Source organism: Enterobacter cloacae complex sp. GF14B (assembly GCF_004136805.1).
GTDB classification, from domain to species: Bacteria; Pseudomonadota; Gammaproteobacteria; order Enterobacterales; family Enterobacteriaceae; genus Enterobacter; species Enterobacter hormaechei_C.
In genome coordinates, this window is record NZ_QFRV01000001.1 from 66,209 (window position 1) to 83,136 (window position 16,928).

General features: G+C 56.1%; 13 protein-coding genes. 11 read left to right on the forward strand and 2 right to left on the reverse strand.

The window, feature by feature from the left end; genetic code table 11:
* Nucleotides 1–4: 4 nt before the first annotated feature.
* The 5 genes from araA (at nucleotide 5) to rluA (ending at nucleotide 8,509) form a co-directional block, all read left to right on the forward strand.
* Nucleotides 5–1,507, forward strand: coding sequence for an L-arabinose isomerase (gene araA, locus DD606_RS00290; protein WP_129258059.1), 1,503 nt, complete (start codon nucleotides 5–7; stop codon nucleotides 1,505–1,507).
* An 86-nt stretch (nucleotides 1,508–1,593) separates the two neighbouring features.
* A complete protein-coding gene (gene araD, locus DD606_RS00295; protein ID WP_129258061.1) occupies nucleotides 1,594–2,289 on the forward strand; it encodes an L-ribulose-5-phosphate 4-epimerase in 696 nt (231 codons plus the stop codon).
* Between the two features lie 156 nt (nucleotides 2,290–2,445).
* A complete protein-coding gene (polB, locus tag DD606_RS00300) occupies nucleotides 2,446–4,803 on the forward strand; it encodes a DNA polymerase II (RefSeq protein ID WP_003856409.1) in 2,358 nt (785 codons plus the stop codon).
* Nucleotides 4,804–4,930: 127 nt separating this feature from the next.
* The gene (gene rapA, locus DD606_RS00305) at nucleotides 4,931–7,837 is read left to right on the forward strand and encodes an RNA polymerase-associated protein RapA (RefSeq protein WP_003856411.1); all 2,907 of its coding nucleotides are present in this window, start codon (nucleotides 4,931–4,933) and stop codon (nucleotides 7,835–7,837) included.
* A gap of 12 nt (nucleotides 7,838–7,849) precedes the next feature.
* Nucleotides 7,850–8,509 carry a bifunctional tRNA pseudouridine(32) synthase/23S rRNA pseudouridine(746) synthase RluA gene (gene rluA, locus DD606_RS00310; RefSeq protein ID WP_003856412.1) on the forward strand — a complete coding sequence of 220 codons (660 nt, stop codon included), beginning with the start codon at nucleotides 7,850–7,852 and terminating at the stop codon, nucleotides 8,507–8,509.
* A gap of 30 nt (nucleotides 8,510–8,539) precedes the next feature.
* Here the strand turns inward: rluA and djlA are convergent, their stop codons facing one another.
* A complete protein-coding gene (gene djlA, locus DD606_RS00315) occupies nucleotides 8,540–9,355 on the reverse strand; it encodes a co-chaperone DjlA (RefSeq protein WP_023315375.1) in 816 nt (271 codons plus the stop codon).
* A gap of 239 nt (nucleotides 9,356–9,594) precedes the next feature.
* On the opposite strand from djlA, the gene lptD reads away from it, so the two are divergent.
* Genes lptD through apaH form a run of 6 tightly spaced genes read left to right on the forward strand, consistent with a single transcriptional unit; the run spans nucleotide 9,595 to nucleotide 16,330 of the window.
* The gene (gene lptD, locus DD606_RS00320; RefSeq protein ID WP_048241407.1) at nucleotides 9,595–11,952 is read left to right on the forward strand and encodes an LPS assembly protein LptD; all 2,358 of its coding nucleotides are present in this window, start codon (nucleotides 9,595–9,597) and stop codon (nucleotides 11,950–11,952) included.
* A 53-nt stretch (nucleotides 11,953–12,005) separates the two neighbouring features.
* Nucleotides 12,006–13,292 carry a peptidylprolyl isomerase SurA gene (gene surA, locus DD606_RS00325; protein ID WP_129258063.1) on the forward strand — a complete coding sequence of 429 codons (1,287 nt, stop codon included), beginning with the start codon at nucleotides 12,006–12,008 and terminating at the stop codon, nucleotides 13,290–13,292.
* Nucleotides 13,289–14,278, forward strand: coding sequence for a 4-hydroxythreonine-4-phosphate dehydrogenase PdxA (gene pdxA, locus DD606_RS00330; protein ID WP_160863213.1), 990 nt, complete (start codon nucleotides 13,289–13,291; stop codon nucleotides 14,276–14,278). Before surA ends, pdxA begins: the two co-directional genes overlap by 4 nt.
* Complete coding sequence (gene rsmA, locus DD606_RS00335) at nucleotides 14,275–15,096, forward strand: 16S rRNA (adenine(1518)-N(6)/adenine(1519)-N(6))-dimethyltransferase RsmA (RefSeq protein ID WP_003856423.1); 822 nt, start codon at nucleotides 14,275–14,277, stop codon at nucleotides 15,094–15,096. The genes pdxA and rsmA overlap by 4 nt, the downstream gene beginning before the upstream one ends.
* Before the next feature lie 3 nt (nucleotides 15,097–15,099).
* A complete protein-coding gene (gene apaG / locus DD606_RS00340) occupies nucleotides 15,100–15,477 on the forward strand; it encodes a Co2+/Mg2+ efflux protein ApaG (RefSeq protein ID WP_003856425.1) in 378 nt (125 codons plus the stop codon).
* A gap of 4 nt (nucleotides 15,478–15,481) precedes the next feature.
* Nucleotides 15,482–16,330: a bis(5'-nucleosyl)-tetraphosphatase (symmetrical) ApaH gene (apaH, locus tag DD606_RS00345; protein WP_015572649.1), complete on the forward strand. Its 849-nt coding sequence runs from the start codon at nucleotides 15,482–15,484 to the stop codon at nucleotides 16,328–16,330.
* Between the two features lie 39 nt (nucleotides 16,331–16,369).
* On the opposite strand, the gene folA is transcribed toward apaH, so the two are convergent.
* Entirely contained in the window at nucleotides 16,370–16,849 is a 480-nt protein-coding gene (gene folA, locus DD606_RS00350) for a type 3 dihydrofolate reductase (RefSeq protein ID WP_003856431.1), read from the reverse strand.
* Between the last annotated feature and the right edge of the window lie 79 nt (nucleotides 16,850–16,928).

Below are 16,928 nucleotides of genomic sequence, written 5' to 3' on the forward strand. Positions count from 1 at the left end.
GATAATGACCATTTTTAATAATTATGAAGTGTGGTTTGTGATTGGCAGCCAGCATTTGTACGGACCGGAAGCGTTGCAGCAGGTGACGAAACACGCGGAGCACGTTGTGAATGCGCTGAACGCGGAAGCCAAACTGCCGTGCAAACTGGTGCTGAAGCCGCTGGGGACTACCCCGGACGAAATCACCAACATTTGCCGCGATGCCAATTACGATGACAAATGCGCTGGCCTGGTGGTGTGGCTGCACACCTTCTCACCAGCCAAAATGTGGATCAACGGCCTGGCTATCCTCAACAAACCGCTGTTGCAATTCCACACGCAGTTCAACGCCTCCCTGCCGTGGGACAGCATCGACATGGACTTCATGAACCTGAACCAGACCGCGCACGGCGGCCGCGAGTTCGGCTTCATCGGCGCGCGCATGCGTCAACAGCATGCCGTGGTGACCGGCCACTGGCAGGATGGCCAGGCACAAAAACGCATTGGCTCCTGGATGCGTCAGGCGGTATCTAAGCAGGATACCCGTCACCTGAAAGTGGTGCGTTTCGGCGACAACATGCGCGAAGTGGCGGTCACCGACGGTGATAAAGTGGCCGCGCAGATTAAATTTGGCTTTTCCGTCAACACCTGGGCGGTGGGCGACCTGGTGCAGGTGGTGAATGACATCAGCGATGGCGACGTTAACGCGCTGGTGGACGAGTACGAAAGCAGCTACCGTCTGACGCCTGCGGCACAAATCAACCGCGACAAGCGCCAGAATGTGCTGGACGCGGCGCGCATTGAGCTGGGCATGAAGCGCTTCCTGGAACAGGGCGGCTTCCACGCTTTTACCACCACCTTTGAAGATCTCCACGGCCTGAAACAGCTCCCGGGTCTGGCGGTACAACGTCTGATGCAGCAGGGCTACGGCTTTGCGGGCGAAGGCGACTGGAAAACTGCCGCTCTGCTTCGCATCATGAAGGTGATGTCAACCGGTCTACAGGGCGGCACCTCTTTTATGGAGGACTACACCTACCACTTCGAGAACGGCAACGATCTGGTGCTCGGCTCGCACATGCTGGAAGTGTGTCCATCCATCGCGGTTGAAGAGAAACCGATCCTCGACGTGCAGTACCTCGGCATTGGCGGCAAAGCGGATCCGGCCCGTCTGATCTTCAACACCCGTACCGGCCCGGCCATTAACGCCAGCCTGATCGACCTCGGCGACCGTTTCCGCCTGCTGGTGAACTGCGTCGATGCGGTGGAAACTCCGCATTCTCTGCCGAAACTGCCGGTCGCCAACGCCTTGTGGAAAGCGCAGCCTGACCTGCCAACCGCGTCGGAAGCCTGGATCCTGGCCGGCGGCGCGCACCACACCGTATTCAGCCACGCGCTTGACCTGAACGATATGCGTCAGTTTGCCGAGCTGCACGACATCGAACTGACCGTGATTGATAACGATACCCGTCTGCCAGCCTTTAAAGACGCGCTGCGCTGGAACGAAGTCTATTACGGTTCAAAACGCTAAGCCCTGAATGCCCGGTGGCACTTCGTTTACCGGGCCTACGGTTCTGTAGGCCGGATAAGCGAAGCGCCATCTGGCAGGAGACGACAATGTTAGAAGATCTCAAACGTCAGGTACTCGAAGCCAACCTGGCGCTGCCAAAACATAACCTGGTGACCCTGACCTGGGGCAACGTCAGCGCCGTTGACCGGGAAAAAGGGGTGTTCGTGATCAAGCCTTCCGGCGTGGATTACACGGTAATGACCGCAGAAGACATGGTGGTGGTCAGCATCGAAACGGGTGAAGTGGTTGAAGGCAAAAAAAAGCCCTCCTCCGATACGCCGACTCACCGCCTGCTGTATCAGGCCTTCCCGACCATCGGTGGGATTGTGCATACCCATTCGCGTCACGCGACCATCTGGGCGCAGGCGGGCCAGCCTATTCCGGCGACCGGCACCACCCACGCGGACTACTTTTACGGCACCATTCCCTGCACGCGTCTGATGACCGATGCGGAGATCAACGGTGAGTACGAATGGGAAACCGGGAACGTGATCGTCGAAACCTTCGAAAAACAGGGAATCGACGCGGCGCAAATGCCCGGCGTGCTGGTGCACTCCCACGGCCCGTTTGCCTGGGGTAAAAACGCGGAGGACGCTGTGCACAACGCGATCGTGATGGAGGAAGTCGCCTATATGGGGATCTTCTGCCGCCAGATGGCACCGCAGCTGCCGGACATGCAGCAAACCCTGCTGGATAAGCATTACCTGCGTAAGCACGGTGCGAAAGCCTACTACGGGCAGTAAACCTTTGCCCGGTGGCGCTGCGCTTACCGTGACTGCGGAACCTCTAGGCCGGATAAGCGCAGCGCCATCCGACTGAACAGGCACTGTATAAAACCCCAGCAAACACCCCTCAACCAGGCTATAATCAGGCCTGGTTTTGTTTTATGGGATAACGCCGTGACGCAGGCGCAAGAAGGCTTTTTACTGACCAGACACTGGCGGGATACCCCTCAGGGTACTGAGGTTGAATTCTGGCTGGCAACGGACAACGGCCCGCTAAACGTTACGCTCCCGCCGCAGGAGTCCGTGGCCTTTATTCCTGAAGCTCACGTCGAGAAAGTGAAACAAATGCTGCGCGGCGAAAACGGCTGGCGCATAACCCCGCTTGAACTGAAAGATTTCCACCGCCAGCCGGTTTACGGCCTCTATTGCCGCGCCCATCGCCAGTTAATGCGCTATGAAAAACTGCTCCGTGAAGCGGGCGTGACGCTTTACGAGGCCGACATTCGCCCGCCTGAACGCTTTCTGATGGAGCGGTTTATCACCGCCCCCGTCTGGGTAGATGGCACCGCGCAAAATGGCAGGATCGTTAACGCGCGCCTCAAGCCTAGCCCGAATTATCGCCCCCCGCTCAAGTGGGTCTCGCTGGATATCGAAACCACCCGCCACGGCGAACTGTACTGCATTGGTCTGGAAGGCTGTGGGCAGCGGGTTGTCTATATGCTCGGGCCGCCAAACGGCGATGCGTCCGCGCTGGATTTTAATCTGGAGTACGTCAACAGCCGCCCGCAACTGCTGGAGAAGCTTAACCAGTGGTTTGCCGAGCACGATCCGGATGTTCTGATCGGCTGGAACGTAGTGCAGTTTGACCTGCGCGTGCTGCAAAAACATGCCGAGCGTTACCGTATCCCGCTGATGCTGGGGCGCGGAAACAGCGAGCTGGAGTGGCGTGAGCATGGTTTTAAGAACGGTGTTTTCTTCGCGCAGGCTAACGGTCGCCTGATTATCGACGGCATCGAGGCGCTGAAATCCGCCTTCTGGAACTTCTCTTCCTTCTCGCTGGAAGCGGTCGCCCAGGAACTGCTCGGCGAAGGTAAATCCATCGACAATCCCTGGGACCGAATGGACGAGATCGACCGGCGCTTTAATGAAGACAAACCCGCGCTCGCCACCTATAACCTGAAAGATTGCGAGCTGGTGACGCAGATCTTCCACAAAACCGAGATCATGCCCTTCCTGCTGGAGCGGGCGACGGTGAACGGCCTTGCGGTCGACAGGCACGGCGGCTCGGTAGCGGCCTTCAGCCACCTCTATTTCCCGCGGATGCACCGGGCTGGCTATGTCGCCCCTAACCTCGGCGACGTGCCGCCGCAGGCCAGCCCCGGCGGTTACGTGATGGATTCACGGCCCGGGCTGTATGACTCGGTGCTGGTGCTGGATTATAAAAGCCTGTATCCGTCCATTATCCGCACGTTTCTGATTGATCCGGTGGGGCTGGTGGAGGGGATGGCGCAGCCAGACGATGCGCACAGCACCGAAGGTTTTCTTGGAGCACGCTTCTCGCGGGAAAAACACTGCCTGCCCGAAATTGTGGGAAACATCTGGCACGGCCGCGATGAGGCCAAGCGCCACGGCAACAAGCCGCTCTCACAGGCGCTGAAAATCATTATGAACGCCTTTTACGGCGTGCTGGGTACCAGTGCCTGCCGCTTCTTTGATCCCCGTCTGGCGTCGTCCATCACCATGCGCGGGCACGAGATTATGCGCCAGACCAAAGCGCTGATTGAATCCCGGGGCTATGATGTGATTTATGGCGATACAGACTCCACCTTTGTCTGGCTGAAAGCCGCCCATTCGGAAGACGACGCCGCACAAATCGGCAAAGATCTGGTCGCCTTTGTGAACGACTGGTGGCGCGAAAGTTTGCAAAAAGAGCGGTTAACCAGCGCGTTAGAGCTGGAGTTTGAAACCCATTTTGCCCGCTTTTTAATGCCGACCATTCGCGGAACCGACCAGGGCAGCAAGAAGCGCTACGCCGGGCTGATTCAGGAAGGTGACACGCAGCGGATGGTGTTTAAAGGGCTGGAGACAGTGCGCACCGACTGGACGCCGCTGGCACAGCAGTTCCAGCAGACGCTCTACCTGCGGGTGTTCCGCAATGAGCCTTATCAGGATTATGTGCGCGACACCATCGCCAGCCTGATGGCGGGTGAACTGGATGACCAACTGGTGTATCGCAAGCGCCTGCGCCGCCCCCTGGCCGAATATCAACGTAACGTTCCTCCCCACGTACGCGCCGCGCGGCTGGCGGATGAAGAGAACGTTCGCCGGGGCCGTGCGCCGCAGTATCAGAACCGGGGAACGATCAAATACGTCTGGACCACTAACGGCCCGGAACCCGTTGATTACCAGCAGTCTCCGCTTGATTACGATCACTACCTGACCCGCCAGCTTCAGCCGGTTGCGGAGGGAATTTTACCGTTCATCAATGACGACTTTGCTACACTAGTGACAGGACAACTTGGGCTATTTTGACGCGTGACGAAACCGTTGCCATCCAGTACCATAGCGCCCTTTCCATTCCCGGACCCATTTTTCGATGACCGTCTTTTTTGACGGGGTCGAACTATTGCCTGCAATTAAAGATTAGAGCCGAACAACTATGCCTTTTACACTTGGTCAACGCTGGATCAGCGATACAGAAAGCGAACTTGGATTAGGAACCGTCGTTGCCGTCGATGCGCGCATGGTTACCCTCCTTTTCCCTGCTACCGGTGAAAACCGCCTGTACGCTCGCAATGACTCCCCTGTTACCCGCGTAATGTTCAATCCGGGCGACACCGTGACCAGCCACGAAGGCTGGCAGCTGAAGGTTGAAGACGTAAAAGAAGAGAATGGACTGCTCGCCTACATCGGTACGCGTCTTGATACCGACGAGACGAATGTTATCCTGCGTGAAGTGCTGCTCGACAGCAAACTGGTTTTCAGCAAGCCGCAGGACCGTCTGTTTGCCGGGCAAATCGACCGAATGGATCGCTTCTCTCTGCGCTACCGCGCGCGTAAGTTCCAGAGTGAACAGTACCGCATGCCGTGGAGCGGCCTGCGCGGTCAGCGTACCAGCCTTATTCCCCATCAGCTGAATATCGCCCATGACGTGGGCCGTCGCCATGCGCCTCGCGTGCTGCTGGCTGACGAAGTGGGCCTGGGTAAAACCATCGAAGCAGGCATGATCCTGCACCAGCAGCTGCTCTCTGGCGCTGCCGAGCGCGTGCTGATTGTGGTGCCGGAAACGCTGCAACACCAGTGGCTGGTCGAGATGCTGCGCCGCTTTAACCTGCGCTTCTCTCTGTTCGATGACGAACGCTACGCCGAAGCCCAGCACGACGCGGACAACCCGTTTGAAACCGAACAGCTGGTGATCTGCTCCCTGGACTTCGTGCGCCGCAGCAAGCAACGCCTGGAGCATCTGTGCGACGCTGAATGGGATCTGATGGTCGTCGACGAAGCACACCACCTCGTCTGGAGCGAGGACGCGCCAAGCCGCGAATACATGGCGATTGAGCAGCTTGCCGAGCGCGTACCGGGTGTTCTGCTTCTGACCGCCACCCCGGAGCAGCTGGGTCTTGAGAGCCACTTCGCCCGTCTGCGCCTGCTCGATCCGAACCGTTTCCACGATTTTGAGCAGTTTGTGGAAGAGCAGAAAAACTATCGTCCGGTGGCGGACGCCGTCGCGCTGCTGCTGGCCGGTAATCGTCTCTCTAATGATGAACTTAACACCCTCAGCGATCTTATCGGCGAGCAGGATATTGAGCCGCTGCTTCAGGCCGCGAACAGCGACAGCGATAATGCGGGATCTGCGCGTAAAGAGCTGATCGACATGCTGATGGACCGCCACGGCACCAGCCGCGTGCTGTTCCGTAACACCCGTAACGGTGTAAAAGGCTTCCCGAAACGCGAACTGCACACCATCAAACTGCCGCTGCCGACCCAGTACCAGACGGCGATCAAAGTCTCCGGCATTATGGGCACCCGTAAATCTGCGGAAGATCGCGCGCGCGACATGCTCTATCCGGAGCAGATTTATCAGGAATTTGAAGGCGACACTGGCACCTGGTGGAACTTCGATCCGCGCGTGGAGTGGTTGATGGGTTATCTGACCGCGCACCGTTCCCGGAAGGTGCTGGTGATCTGCGCCAAGGCAGCCACCGCCCTGCAACTTGAACAAGTGCTGCGCGAGCGCGAAGGTATTCGCGCCGCCGTGTTCCATGAAGGCATGTCTATTATCGAGCGCGACCGCGCTGCGGCGTGGTTTAGTGAAGAGGACAGCGGCGCGCAGGTTCTGCTGTGCTCCGAAATCGGTTCTGAAGGCCGTAACTTCCAGTTCGCCAGCAATCTGGTGATGTTCGATCTGCCGTTTAATCCGGATCTGCTTGAGCAGCGTATCGGCCGTCTGGATCGTATCGGTCAGGCGCACGATATTCAGATCCACGTTCCGTATCTGGAGAAAACCGCCCAGTCCGTTCTGGTTCGCTGGTACCACGAAGGCCTGGATGCGTTTGAACATACCTGCCCGACCGGCCGCACCATTTACGATCAGGTGCATGCAGACCTGATCGGTTACCTTGCGGCGCCGGAAAACACCGAGGGCTTTGATGAGCTGATCAAATCCTGTCGAGAGAAGCACGACGCGCTGAAAGCCCAGCTGGAGCAGGGGCGCGATCGCCTGCTGGAGATCCACTCCAACGGCGGTGAAAAAGCGCAGCAGCTGGCCGAAAGTATTGAAGAACAGGACGATGACACCAGCCTGATTAGCTTCTCCATGAACCTGTTCGACATCGTCGGCATTAACCAGGACGATCGCGGCGAGAACATGATCGTGCTGACCCCGTCCGATCATATGCTGGTGCCGGATTTCCCGGGCCTGCCGGAAGACGGCTGCACCATCACCTTTGAGCGTGATGTGGCGCTGTCCCGCGAAGACGCACAGTTCATCACCTGGGAGCACCCGCTGATCCGCAATGGCCTGGATCTGATCCTCTCAGGCGATACCGGCAGCAGCACCATCTCCCTGTTGAAGAACAAAGCCTTACCTGTGGGCACGCTGCTGGTGGAGCTGATCTACGTTGTGGAAGCGCAGGCGCCGAAACAGCTTCAGCTTAACCGCTTCCTGCCGCCAACCCCGGTGCGTCTGCTGCTGGATAAAAACGGTACGAATCTGGCCGGTCAGGTAGAGTTTGAAAGCTTCAACCGTCAGCTGAGCGCGGTGAACCGCCATACCGGCAGCAAGCTGGTGAATGCGGTGCAGCAGGACGTGCATGCCATTCTGCAACTGGGTGAAGCCCAGGCCGAAAAAGCGGCCAGAGAACTGATCGATGCGGCGCGTAGCGAAGCCGATGAGAAGCTTTCTGCCGAGCTGTCGCGCCTGGAAGCGTTGAAAGCGGTGAACCCGAACATTCGTGACGATGAGCTGGCCGCTATTGAGAGCAATCGCCAGCAGGTGCTGGAAAGCCTGAATCAGGCGGGGTGGCGTCTCGACGCCCTGCGTCTTATCGTTGTGACGCATCAGTAAGCGGAGCGCAAGATGGTAATGGAGCCCTACAATCCCCCGATGGATCCGTGGCTGGTCATTCTGTATCAGGATGAGCACATTATGGTGGTTAACAAGCCGAGCGGCTTGTTATCCGTGCCGGGGCGTCTGGAAGAGCATAAAGACAGCGTGATGACGCGTATCCAGCGTGATTATCCTCAGGCCGAGTCTGTCCATCGTCTGGATATGGCGACCAGCGGCGTGATTGTGGTGGCTCTGAATAAAGCGGCAGAACGCGAGCTGAAGCGTCAGTTCCGCGAGCGCGAGCCGAAGAAGCAGTATGTCGCGCGCGTCTGGGGTCATCCGGCGCAGGCGGAAGGGCTGGTGGATTTACCGCTGATTTGCGACTGGCCGAACCGGCCAAAGCAGAAGGTGTGTTATGAAACCGGCAAGGCCGCGCAAACCGAGTATGAAGTGCTGGAGTACGCGCCGGATAACACCGCGCGCGTCCTGCTAAAGCCGATTACCGGGCGCTCCCACCAGCTGCGTGTGCATATGCTTGCGATGGGTCACCCGATTCTGGGGGACAGATTCTATGCGCCGCCGGAAGCGCTGGCCTTAGCGCCGCGCCTGCAACTGCATGCGCAGACGCTCACCATTACCCACCCTGCTTTCGGCAACGCCATGACGTTCAAAGCCCCGGTGGACTTCTGAAAAAATGGCCCGACACTGTCGGGCCATTTTTTATTTAAAACCTTTCTGCTCTTTAATCAGCTCGTAGGCTTTCTGAATTTCCTGCGCTTTTTGCTTCGCCATCTCCATCATCTCTGGCGGCAGGCCTTTCGCCACCAGCTTATCCGGATGGTGCTCGCTCATCAGCTTACGATAGGCGCGTTTGATGGTCGTGACATCGTCAGACGGCTTCACGCCGAGGACGTTGCAGGCATCTTCAAGCGTGGGGCCACGCTGCGCCTGCTGCCAGCCGCCGGAGGAGTGCTGTTGCTGATAACCACCGCCAAACTGCGCGCCGCCCTGCATCATACGCAGGAACTGGTCGAACTGCATGCGGGAAATGCCCAGCTCTTCGGCAATCACATATAAAACGTCCCGTTCATTCGGATGCAGAGAACCATCCGCGAAGGCGGCCTGGATTTGAATTTCCAGAAACATCCGAATTAAATCAAAACGCCCGAAACAGATGCTACGGAACTGCCGCATTTTTTCACGCAGCGGGTAGTTATCTGATTTACCAATCCGGAACGCATTCTGCGCCGCGATGCGGGATTCGCCGTGCAGATTCATGCGATCCATAAAGACGCTGGCCACCTGAATATCGGCTTCCGTTACGCGCCCTTTTGATTTGGTTAAGTGCCCCATCACCTCGAAGGTGGTGGAGAAAAAGAGTGACTGGCGCTCGCGCTGGTTGGCAAACCAGGCCATTTTGCGGCTGCGTGCTTTATCAAACATATGGCCGATAATGAGGCCAAGAACGACACCCCAGAATCCGGCACCCATAATAATTGCGAACGCAACGCCGATTATTTTACCCCAATACTGCATATACTCCCCGAATGGTCATGTTCCTGGCCGACGCAACGCCATCATTACAGTGGTCGCGCCACGGTCAATTGAGGGACATCGCCTATAATTTGCATTATCATACTCGTCATTCGATAGCGAGCCTAACACTCTGGCGCGCAAACGGGCAGGATTAACGCTGGTACTGCGCTGATGAGTAAGATAGTCTCTGAGCGTTTGTAAGCCGTAGCCACTGATGACGGAACAATAAAATACAACGTATGAAAAAACGTATCCCCACCCTTCTGGCCACAATGATTGGCACCGCCCTGTATAGCCAACAGGGGCTCGCAGCCGATCTCGCCTCGCAGTGTATGCTTGGCGTCCCAAGTTACAATCGCCCACTGGTGAAAGGCGATACGAATGACTTACCCGTCACCATTAATGCCGACAGCGCAAAAGGTAATTATCCTGACAATGCAACCTTTACGGGCAATGTCGATATTAACCAGGGCAACAGTCGCCTGCTTGCTGACGAAGTGCAATTGCACCAGAAGCAACCGGAAGGTGCTCAGGCGCCTGTCCGTACGGTGGATGCGCTGGGTAATGTGCACTATGACGACAATCAGGTCATCCTGAAAGGTCCGAAAGCCTGGTCGAATCTGAATACCAAAGACACCAACGTCTGGGAAGGTGATTACCAGATGGTCGGTCGTCAGGGGCGCGGTACCGCGGACCTGATGAAGCAGCGCGGCGAAAACCGCTACACCATTCTCGAAAACGGCACGTTTACCTCCTGTTTGCCAGGGTCAAATACCTGGAGCGTTGTGGGCAGTGAAGTGATCCACGACCGTGAAGAACAGGTTGCAGAGATCTGGAACGCTCGTTTTAAACTCGGCCCGGTGCCCATTTTCTATAGTCCTTACCTGCAACTGCCCGTGGGTGACAAACGTCGTTCAGGTTTCCTGATCCCGAACGCCAAGTACAGCACATCGAACTACTTTGAGTTCTACCTGCCGTACTACTGGAACATTGCGCCCAACATGGACGCCACGATCACGCCGCACTATATCCATAAGCGCGGCAACATCATGTGGGAGAACGAATTCCGCTATCTGACCAAGGCGGGCGCGGGTCTGATGGAATTTGATTATCTGCCATCAGATAAGGTCTTCCAGGACGAACATCCAAGCGAAGGTGATAAGCACCGCTGGATGTACTACTGGAAGCACGCCGGGGTATTGGATCAGGTGTGGCGCTTCAACATCGACTACACCAAAGTCAGCGATCCGTATTACTTCAACGACTTTGATTCTAAATACGGCTCCAGTACCGACGGTTACGCCACGCAGAAATTCAGCGTGGGCTACGCCATTGAGAACTTTGACGCGACGGTGTCGACCAAACAGTTCCAGGTATTTGATACGCAAACAAACAGCACCTACGGTGCAGAGCCGCAGCTGGACGTGAACTGGTACCAGAACGATGTGGGTCCTTTCGACACGCGCGTTTACGCTCAGGCGGTCCATTTCGTCAACACCAACTCAGATATGCCGGAAGCTACGCGTCTGCATATCGAGCCGACGATCAACCTGCCGTGGTCAAACGACTGGGCTAGCCTGAATACCGAAGCCAAAGTGATGGCCACCCACTACCAGCAGAAAAATATTGATAAATACAATGCGAATCCGAACAACGCGAACGATCTTGCAGATTCAGTAAACCGTGTCCTCCCTCAGTTTAAAATGGACGGCAAGCTCATTTTCGAACGCGATATGGGCATGCTCGCGGATGGATATACCCAGACGCTTGAGCCACGTATGCAGTATCTGTACGTGCCTTATCGCGATCAGAGCAAGATTCAAAACTACGACTCGTCTTTACTGCAATCTGACTATAGCGGCCTGTTCCGCGACCGTACCTACGGCGGCCTTGACCGTATTGCGTCTGCTAACCAGTTAACGACCGGCGTCACAACGCGTATATATGATGATGCTGCCGTTGAACGTTTTAACGTTTCTGTTGGTCAAATCTACTATTTCACAGAATCACGCACTGGCGATGATAAAATTCAGTGGGAGAAAGACAACAAAACGGGCTCACTGGTATGGGCGGGCGACACTTACTGGCGCATGACGAATCGTTGGGGTCTGCGCGGTGGTGTTCAGTACGATACTCGACTGGACAATATCGCGACGGGCAGCGCTGCCATCGAGTATCGTCGTGATGAAGACCGTATGTTGCAGTTGACATACCGATACGCCAGCCCGGAATACATTCAGGCGACACTGCCTAATTATTCCACTTCCGACCCATACAAAGACGGTATTTCACAGGTGGGTACCGCCGCGAGCTGGCCGATTGCCGATCGTTGGTCAGTCGTCGGGGCCTACTACTATGACACGAATGCCCAAAAACCTGCTGACCAGATGCTGGGTCTGCAATATAACTCCTGCTGTTACGCAATACGTGTCGGTTACGAACGCAAACTTAACGGTTGGGATACGCAAAACAGTCAGGGTAAATACGATAACGTGATTGGCTTTAATATCGAGTTGCGCGGCCTGAGTTCTAACTACGGTCTGGGCACGCAGCAGATGCTGCGCTCGAACATTCTGCCGTATCGTAGTTCATTGTAATATGCTTGATTTACAACGTAATCCGCTTTGCGGTTAATTGAAATGGAAAAAGTATGAAGAACTGGAAAACGCTGCTACTCGGTGTCGCTATGGTTGCGAATACCAGCTTCGCGGCCCCACAGGTTGTCGATAAAGTCGCGGCTGTGGTTAACAACGGCGTCGTGCTTGAAAGTGACGTTGACGGTTTGATGAAATCTGTAAAGCTCAACTCGGGCCAGGCAGGTCAACAACTTCCGGATGACGCTACGCTGCGCCACCAGATCCTGGAACGTTTGATCATGGATCAGATTGTCCTGCAAATGGGCCAGAAAATGGGTGTGAAGATCTCTGACGAGCAGCTCGATCAGGCGATCGCCAACATTGCAAAGCAGAACAACATTACCCCGGACCAGATGCGTAGCCGCCTCACCTATGACGGCATCAGCTACGCCACCTACCGCAATCAGATCCGTAAAGAGATGCTGATTTCAGAAGTGCGTAATAATGAAGTCCGTCGCCGCGTCACCATCCTGCCGCAGGAAGTGGATGCCCTGGCAAAACAGGTGGGGAATCAGAATGATGCCAGCACAGAGCTTAACCTGAGCCACATCCTGATCCCACTGCCGGAAAACCCAACCTCCGATCAGGCGGCAGAGGCGGAAAGCCAGGCGCGCGCTATCGTTGAGCAGGCGCGTAATGGCGATGACTTCGGCAAGCTGGCGATCACCTATTCCGCTGACCAGCAGGCGCTGAAAGGCGGCCAGATGGGCTGGGGGCGTATTCAGGAGCTGCCATCCCTGTTTGCCCAGGCGCTGAGCACCGCGAAGAAAGGCGATATCGTCGGTCCAATCCGTTCCGGTGTGGGCTTCCACATTCTGAAAGTGAACGACCTGCGCGGCCAGAGCCAGAACATTTCGGTTACTGAAGTTCACGCGCGTCATATCCTGCTTAAGCCGTCTCCGATCATGACTGACGATCAGGCCCGTGCGAAGCTGGAACAGATCGCCGCAGACATCAAGAGCGGTAAAACCACCTTCGATAAAGCAGCAAAAGAGTTCTCTCAGGATCCTGGCTCTGCAAACCAGGGCGGTGACCTGGGTTGGGCGGCCGCTGATATTTACGATCCGGCTTTCCGCGATGCGTTAATGAAGCTGAATAAAGGCCAGATGAGCGCGCCGGTACACTCTTCCTTCGGCTGGCATCTGATCCAGCTGATGGACACGCGCAACGTGGATAAAACCGACGCGGCGCAGAAAGACCGCGCGTATCGCATGCTGTTTAACCGTAAGTTCTCTGAAGAAGCCGCAACCTGGATGCAGGAACAACGCGCCAGCGCTTACGTGAAAGTGTTGAGCAACTGATGAAACCGCATCGTGTTGTGATCACCCCCGGCGAACCCGCCGGGATTGGGCCTGACCTGGTGGTTCAGCTCGCCCAGTGCAGCTGGCCGGTAGAGTTGGTTGTCTGTGCAGATGCAACACTGTTACAAGACCGGGCAGCTTTGCTCGGTCTGCCTTTAACGCTCCTCCCTTACGTTGAAGGCCAACAGCCCGCACCGCAGCAGTCTGGTACTCTCACCCTGCTTTCTGTTCCGCTTCGTGCGCCTGTTGTCCCCGGCGAGTTACACACCGAAAACGGCCACTACGTTGTCGAGACGCTGGCGCGCGCCTGTGACGGTTGCCTTCAGGGCGAATTTGCCGCCCTGATCACCGGTCCGGTGCATAAAGGCGTGATCAATGACGCGGGCATTCCGTTTACCGGGCATACCGAATTTTTCGAAGAGCGTTCGCACAGCCCGAAAGTGGTGATGATGCTGGCAACCGAAGCAATGCGCGTTGCGCTGGTGACAACGCACCTGCCGATCAAAGCCATTCCGGATGCCATTACGCCTGAACTCCTGCGTGAGATCATTGGCATTTTGCATCACGATCTGCAAACCAAATTCGGCATTCCGCAGCCGCATGTGCTGGTTTGCGGCCTGAATCCGCACGCGGGTGAGGGCGGACATATGGGCACCGAAGAGATCGACACCATCATTCCGGTGCTTGAGGAGATGCGGGCGAAGGGGATGAACCTCAGCGGGCCTCTGCCTGCCGACACCCTTTTCCAGCCCAAATACCTGGATAATGCCGACGCCGTACTCGCGATGTACCACGATCAGGGTCTGCCCGTGCTAAAATACCAGGGCTTTGGCCGCGGGGTGAATATCACCCTCGGTTTACCCTTTATTCGAACGTCCGTTGACCACGGTACTGCGCTGGATCTGGCAGGCCAGGGAAAAGCGGATGTCGGCAGTTTTATTACGGCGCTTAATCTCGCCATCAAAATGATTGTTAATACTCAATGACTAATCGAGTCCATCAGGGCCACTTAGCCCGTAAACGCTTCGGGCAAAACTTCCTCAACGATCAGTTTGTGATCGACAGTATCGTTTCTGCCATTAATCCGCAGAAAGGTCAGGCCATGGTCGAAATCGGCCCGGGACTTGCCGCGCTGACCGAGCCGGTAGGCGAACGCCTCGACGAACTGACCGTTATCGAACTCGACCGCGATCTGGCCGCGCGTCTGCAAACGCACCCGTTCCTCGGGCCGAAGCTGACGATTTATCAGCAGGATGCGATGACCATGAACTTTGGCGAACTGTCAGAAAAAATGGGACAGCCGCTGCGCGTGTTCGGTAACCTGCCGTACAACATCTCCACCCCGCTGATGTTCCATCTGTTTAGCTATACTGATGCCATTGCCGACATGCACTTCATGTTGCAAAAAGAGGTCGTTAACCGTCTGGTTGCAGGGCCGAACAGTAAAGCGTATGGTCGTTTAAGCGTGATGGCGCAATATTACTGCAACGTGATCCCGGTATTAGAAGTACCGCCTTCCGCATTCACGCCACCGCCAAAGGTAGATTCTGCGGTTGTGCGCCTGGTGCCACATAAAACGATGCCGTACCCGGTCAAAGACCTGCGCGTGCTGAGCCGTATCACGACAGAAGCCTTTAACCAGCGCCGTAAAACGATTCGTAACAGCCTTGGCAATCTGTTTACCGTTGACGTATTAGCTGAGTTGGGCATCGACCCGGCAATGCGTGCGGAAAATATTTCCGTAGAGCAGTACTGCAAGCTGGCTAATTACATCAGCGACAATGCGCCGCCGAAGGAGAGCTAAGCCATGATTGATTCGCCCCGCGTCTGTGTTCAGGTTCAAAGCGTCTACATTGAGTCCCAATCCACACCGGATGAAGAACGTTTTGTCTTTGCTTATACCGTAACCATTCGCAATCTGGGGCGGATGCCTGTGCAACTGCTCGGGCGCTACTGGCTTATCACCAACGGCAATGGCCGTGAAATTGAAGTCCAGGGCGAAGGTGTGGTCGGTGAACAACCCCATATCGCCCCTGGCGAAGAGTATCAGTACACCAGCGGCGCGGTAATTGAAACGCCGCTGGGTACCATGCAGGGCCATTACGAAATGGTCGATGCCGACGGTAATGCTTTCCGCATTGCTATTCCCGTATTCCGTCTCGCCGTACCTACACTTATTCATTAATCTAATGTCTACATATCTGATTGGCGACGTTCACGGTTGCTACGATGAACTGATCGCATTATTAAAACAGGTCGACTTCACCCCCGGGCAGGATACGCTCTGGCTGACGGGCGACTTAGTGGCGCGCGGTCCCGGTTCCCTGGACGTTCTCCGCTATGTCAAATCGCTGGGCGACAGCGTGCGCATGGTGCTGGGCAACCACGATCTGCATCTGCTGGCCGTATACGCCGGGATCAGCCGTAATAAGCCGAAAGATCGCATTACCCCCCTGCTGGAAGCGCCGGATGCCGATGAGTTGCTCAACTGGCTGCGTCGCCAGCCGCTGCTACAGATTGACGAAGAGAAAAAACTGGTGATGGCGCATGCCGGCATCACGCCTCAGTGGGATCTTGAGACGGCAAAAACCTGCGCGCGCGACGCCGAAGCGGTGCTGGCGAGCGACTCCTACCCGTTCTTCCTCGATGCGATGTACGGCGACATGCCAAATAACTGGAGTGATGATCTCAGCGGCCTGGCGCGACTGCGTTTTATCACCAATGCCTTTACGCGCATGCGCTACTGCTTCCCGAACGGACAGCTGGATATGTATTGCAAAGATACGCCGGAAAATGCGCCTGCGCCGCTTAAGCCGTGGTTTGCCATTCCGGGCCCCGTGACAAACGAATATAGCGTGGTATTTGGGCACTGGGCATCGCTGGAAGGAAAAGGCACCCCGGAAAATATCTACGCGCTGGATACCGGATGCTGCTGGGGCGGGGATTTAACCTGCTTACGCTGGGAAGATAAGACCTACTTTGTGCAGCCATCCAACCGACAGCTGGACTTAGGCGAAGGTGAGGCGGTCGCCTCCTGAAGATGTTTATCCTCTCCCTTCGAGGAGAGGATAAAACCGTTAACGACGTTCCAGAATTTCGAAGCAGTAGCTGTGCGAGTTTTGCGCATCCGCATCGTGAAACTCACTGAATACAGACTCCCACTCGTCCGGATCGTAATCCGGGAAATGGGTATCCCCTTCCACTTCCGCATCAATGTGCGTCAGATACAGTTTCTGCGCTTTTGGCAGGAACTGCTCATACACACGCCCGCCGCCGATCACCATGATCTCTTCGGCATCGCCGCAGGCGGCAATGGCTTCATCAACGGACTTAACCCACTGCACGCGATCGTCAGTGCCCGGCTGGCTACTGATCACAATATTCTTACGACCCGGCAATGGACGACCAATCGACTCCCAGGTCAGGCGGCCCATCACTACCGGCTTGTTTAACGTAGTACGTTTAAACCATGCGAGATCGGCAGGCAGGTTCCACGGCATGGCGTTTTCCATGCCGATAACGCGGTCTACCGCCAGCGCTGCAATCAGACTGATCATTGAAAATTTCCCGGATGCAAAAAATTGCCGCCACTATACGGAAAGCTTAATCTTTCGTCGACTGGCGGCAGGGTAAAGA

Coding starts and splice junctions, on each gene's coding strand:
- araA (WP_129258059.1), top strand. CDS start 5: ATGACCATTTTTAATAATTATGAAGTGTGGTTTGTGATTGGCAGCCAG.
- araD (WP_129258061.1), top strand. CDS start 1,594: ATGTTAGAAGATCTCAAACGTCAGGTACTCGAAGCCAACCTGGCGCTG.
- rapA (WP_003856411.1), top strand. CDS start 4,931: ATGCCTTTTACACTTGGTCAACGCTGGATCAGCGATACAGAAAGCGAA.
- rluA (WP_003856412.1), top strand. CDS start 7,850: ATGGTAATGGAGCCCTACAATCCCCCGATGGATCCGTGGCTGGTCATT.
- djlA (WP_023315375.1), bottom strand. CDS start 9,355: ATGCAGTATTGGGGTAAAATAATCGGCGTTGCGTTCGCAATTATTATG.
- lptD (WP_048241407.1), top strand. CDS start 9,595: ATGAAAAAACGTATCCCCACCCTTCTGGCCACAATGATTGGCACCGCC.
- surA (WP_129258063.1), top strand. CDS start 12,006: ATGAAGAACTGGAAAACGCTGCTACTCGGTGTCGCTATGGTTGCGAAT.
- rsmA (WP_003856423.1), top strand. CDS start 14,275: ATGACTAATCGAGTCCATCAGGGCCACTTAGCCCGTAAACGCTTCGGG.
- apaG (WP_003856425.1), top strand. CDS start 15,100: ATGATTGATTCGCCCCGCGTCTGTGTTCAGGTTCAAAGCGTCTACATT.
- apaH (WP_015572649.1), top strand. CDS start 15,482: ATGTCTACATATCTGATTGGCGACGTTCACGGTTGCTACGATGAACTG.
- folA (WP_003856431.1), bottom strand. CDS start 16,849: ATGATCAGTCTGATTGCAGCGCTGGCGGTAGACCGCGTTATCGGCATG.